This window comes from Candidatus Symbiopectobacterium sp., assembly GCF_020054415.1.
Lineage (GTDB): Bacteria > Pseudomonadota > Gammaproteobacteria > Enterobacterales > Enterobacteriaceae > Symbiopectobacterium.
In genome coordinates this window covers 1-3480 of the sequence record NZ_JAHWCO010000073.1, presented here as the reverse complement: position 1 = coordinate 3480, position 3480 = coordinate 1, and the positions used below count along the sequence as shown (strand labels likewise).

The 3480-nt window shown below is 57.2% G+C and carries 5 protein-coding genes; all 5 read left to right on the top strand.

The genetic code is table 11. The features are described from left to right. The first annotated feature begins 62 nt into the window (after positions 1–62). Entirely contained in the window at positions 63–644 is a 582-nt protein-coding gene (locus QZ506_RS02435) for a phage baseplate assembly protein V (RefSeq protein WP_291968809.1), read from the top strand. After that, the gene (locus tag QZ506_RS02430) at positions 641–1009 is read left to right on the top strand and encodes a GPW/gp25 family protein (protein ID WP_291968807.1); all 369 of its coding nucleotides are present in this window, start codon (positions 641–643) and stop codon (positions 1007–1009) included. Before QZ506_RS02435 ends, QZ506_RS02430 begins: the two co-directional genes overlap by 4 nt. Beyond that, positions 996–1892, top strand: coding sequence for a baseplate J/gp47 family protein (locus QZ506_RS02425; RefSeq protein WP_291968805.1), 897 nt, complete (start codon positions 996–998; stop codon positions 1890–1892). The genes QZ506_RS02430 and QZ506_RS02425 overlap by 14 nt, the downstream gene beginning before the upstream one ends. Then, on the top strand, positions 1885–2493 hold the full coding sequence (locus QZ506_RS02420; RefSeq protein WP_291968803.1) for a phage tail protein I: 609 nt from the start codon (positions 1885–1887) through the stop codon (positions 2491–2493). Before QZ506_RS02425 ends, QZ506_RS02420 begins: the two co-directional genes overlap by 8 nt. Continuing rightward, positions 2490–3480, top strand: a 991-nt coding sequence (locus tag QZ506_RS02415) for a phage tail protein (RefSeq protein WP_291968801.1), incomplete at its 3' end; no start/stop codon positions are given. The genes QZ506_RS02420 and QZ506_RS02415, both read left to right, overlap by 4 nt.

Here is a 3480-nt window from a genome sequence, read left to right as displayed (position 1 = left end):
TCACCCGCCGACTTACAGGCGATTGAACACGCCGCGATCAACAGCCTGGGGAGTGCTGCCCCATGAGTGCCGAATTGATGCGCCTGCTGGCGAATATTTTACGCGTTGGCGTGGTAGCGGAAGTGAACCCGAAAACCTGGTGCGTACGTGTCAAAAGCGGCGAGTTGCTCACCGACTGGTTACGCTGGAATACCCCGCGCGCCGGTGCGTTCAAGGTCTGGATCCCGCCTGCGATTGGGGAACAGGTGTGGTTAGGTTGTCTCGGAGGTAACCCGGAAACCGCTGTCATTATTGGCAGCCTGTACAGCGACGAGAACCCCGCGCCGGGTAGCAGTCTGCAAGAGATTGTCATTACCGCGCCGGACGGTGCCCGTTTTCGCTATGACGCTGCCGCCAGTGCGCTGGAAGCCGTCGGCATGAAAACCGCACGGGTGAGCGCCAAAACCCGTATCACACTGGATACGCCGGAAGTGATTTGCACCAACAAGCTGACGACGGGCACGCTGGAAGTACAAAAAGGCGGGAAGATGAGCGGCAACATTGCACACAGCGGCGGCGCGTTCACCTCCAACGGTGTGCAGATTGACAATCACGGCCATGGCGGCGTGCAGCGCGGTGGCAGTTGGACGGAGGGCACCCAATGAGTGCACGTTATACCGGCATGAACCCCGATGGCGTTGGCGTGCTGACGGATACCGATCAGTTATGGCATTGCGTGCGCGACATTCTGACCACGCCGCTGGCGTCTCGCGTCATGCGTCGTGAATACGGCAGTCTGGTGCCCGACTTGCTGGATGCACCGCAAAACCCAACAACACGCCTGCAATTGATGAGCGCGTGCGTGATTGCTCTGGCGCGCTGGGAGTCGCGGATTGCATTGAATAAGGTCGATATCCGATTCTCACCCACGGGCGCAACAGACGTGGAACTGTCCGGCCTGATCACCGAAAGCATGCAAACCGTGCGCACCACCATGACACTCAAGGGGGCAACCAATGGCAACCGTTGACCTATCGCAACTGCCCCAACCACAGCTCATTGAAACGCTGGATTTTGAAGTGATCCTTCAGGAAGTGAAAGCGGTGATGATTGCGGCATTTCCGGTGGAACAGCGCGCCTCGGTGGCGGCAGCGCTTGAACTGGAGTCAGAGCCGCTAAATGTGATCGCACAGGTCATTGCCTATCACGTAATGATGTTGCGCCAGCGGATTAACGACGGGGCCGCCGCGTGCATGCTCAGCCATGCGGTGTCCTCCGATCTGGATAATCTGGCGGTGAATCTTGATACCCGGCGCCTGACCATCACTGAGGCCACCGATACCGCTGATGCGGTGATGGAAAGCGACAGCGCATTTCGTCTGCGTGCGCAGTCTGCCTTTGAAGGGCTAAGTGTGGCGGGCCCAACGGGTGCCTATGAATATTTTGCCAGGAGCGCCAGCGGCCAGGTGGCCGACGCCAGGGCGATTAGCCCGTCACCGGCCACGGTAGTGGTATCCGTTCTCTCGACTGAAGGGGATGGCACCGCTTCACAAACGTTGCTGACCCAGGTCAACGCGGCGCTCTCTGCGGAAGATAAACGCCCGGTAGCTGACCGGCTGACGGTGCAGAGCGCCACGATCATCAGTTACGCGATAAACGCACGGCTCTACCTTTACCCCGGCCCGGGATCGGAGCTCATCACCAGGGCCGCACAGGATTCACTGCGTGACTGGATGCGCAACCAGGGAAAGATTGGGCGTGATGTGGCCCGGTCGGCCATTATGGCCGCCTTGCATGTGCAAGGTGTTCAGCGTGTTGAAATCATTGAACCGGCACAGGACATGGTGATCGGTGACACTCAGGCAGCGTATTGCACCGGTTTCACCCTGCTGGAAGGAGGTACGGATGAATAACGATCTGTTGCCACCCTCTGCCAGTGCCTTTATGCGCCATGCCGCAGCGGCCAGCCAAATCCTGACGAAAATGGCGGTTGATCTGAATACCCTATGGGATGCGGAGAAATGCCCGCCAGACCTGCTGCCCTTTCTGGCCTGGGCGTTGTCCGTTGACCGCTGGGATAAACGCTGGTCAGAACAAACCAGGCGCCAGGTGATTAAATCGGCCTGGTTAATACACCGCCAGAAAGGCACCATTGCCGCGCTGCGCCGGGTGGTTGAGCCATTTGGTTACTTGCTGCGCGTGATCGAATGGTGGCAAACCGGCGGCGTGCCGGGAACCTTTCACCTTGATATCGGTGTGCAGGACAGCGGTATTACTGAAGAAACCTTTTTAGAGATTGAGCGGCTGGTTGCTGACGCCAAGCCGCTTGGCCGTCACTTGCTGGGGCTCAATATTACGCTGGATACGCAAGGTGCGGCCTATGTCGCGGCAACCAGCTACAGCGGTGATGAGCTCACCGTATACCCCTATTTCCCTGAAACCATCACCGTGTGCTCACTGGACTGTACCGGTGCAGGCATTCATGTGATTGATAAGATGAGCGTAACCGTATGAGTAATAAATATTTTGCCCTGTTAACCAACATTGGCGCGGCCAGACTGGCAAGCGCGACAGCGCTCGGTTCACGTCTGGATATCACCCATATGGCCGTCGGTGACGGTGGCGGTGTACTGCCAACACCAAACCCGTCACAGACCAAACTGATTAACGAGACACGTCGCGCGGCCATCAATAGCCTGCGCATCGATCCCAACAGCACCAATCAGATTATTGCCGAGCAGGTGATCCCTGAGAACGAAGGGGGATTCTGGATCCGTGAACTCGGTCTGTTTGATGCTGAAGGTAATTTGATTGCGGTTGCCAACTGCCCTGAAACCTATAAGCCACAGTTGCAGGAAGGCAGCGGACGCATTCAGACCGTGTGCATGATTTTGATTGTCTCCAGTGCAGAAACGGTATCTCTCAAGATTGATCCGGCGGTAGTGCTGGCAACGCGTGGCTATGTGGATGAGGCCATCGCCACCCATGAAAAAGGCCGTAAGTATCCCGATGCAACGCTTGAGGTAAAAGGTTTTGTGCAACTGAGCAGTGCGACCGACAGCGCCAGCGAAACGCTGGCCGCCACGCCCAAAGCAGTGAAAGCGGCGAACGATAATGCCAATGGACGGGTACCATCCGGGCGCAAGGTGAACGGTAAGGCGCTGAAGGCAGATATTACATTGAGTGCCGATGATGTCGGTGCGTACACCAAGACCGAGACGGATACCAGAGTGACCGTCGCCACAACGGCCGCCGCCAATGCCAACAATAACGCCGAGGGCCGTGTACCCGCAGGGCGCAAGGTCAACAGCAAGCCACTAACGGCAGATATCACACTGGGCCCCGTGGATGTTGGCGCGTTGGCGAAAGACCAGAACGGCGCGGATATCCCAGATAAAAATCAATTTGTGAAGAACCTCGGTTTAACGGAAACGGTAGATTGTGCAAAAAATGCACTGGATAAACGTACCGGCGGAACGGTCAATGGCGACATTATTTCAC

Coding starts and splice junctions, on each gene's coding strand:
- QZ506_RS02435 (WP_291968809.1), top strand. CDS start 63: ATGAGTGCCGAATTGATGCGCCTGCTGGCGAATATTTTACGCGTTGGC.
- QZ506_RS02425 (WP_291968805.1), top strand. CDS start 996: ATGGCAACCGTTGACCTATCGCAACTGCCCCAACCACAGCTCATTGAA.
- QZ506_RS02420 (WP_291968803.1), top strand. CDS start 1,885: ATGAATAACGATCTGTTGCCACCCTCTGCCAGTGCCTTTATGCGCCAT.
- QZ506_RS02430 (WP_291968807.1), top strand. CDS start 641: ATGAGTGCACGTTATACCGGCATGAACCCCGATGGCGTTGGCGTGCTG.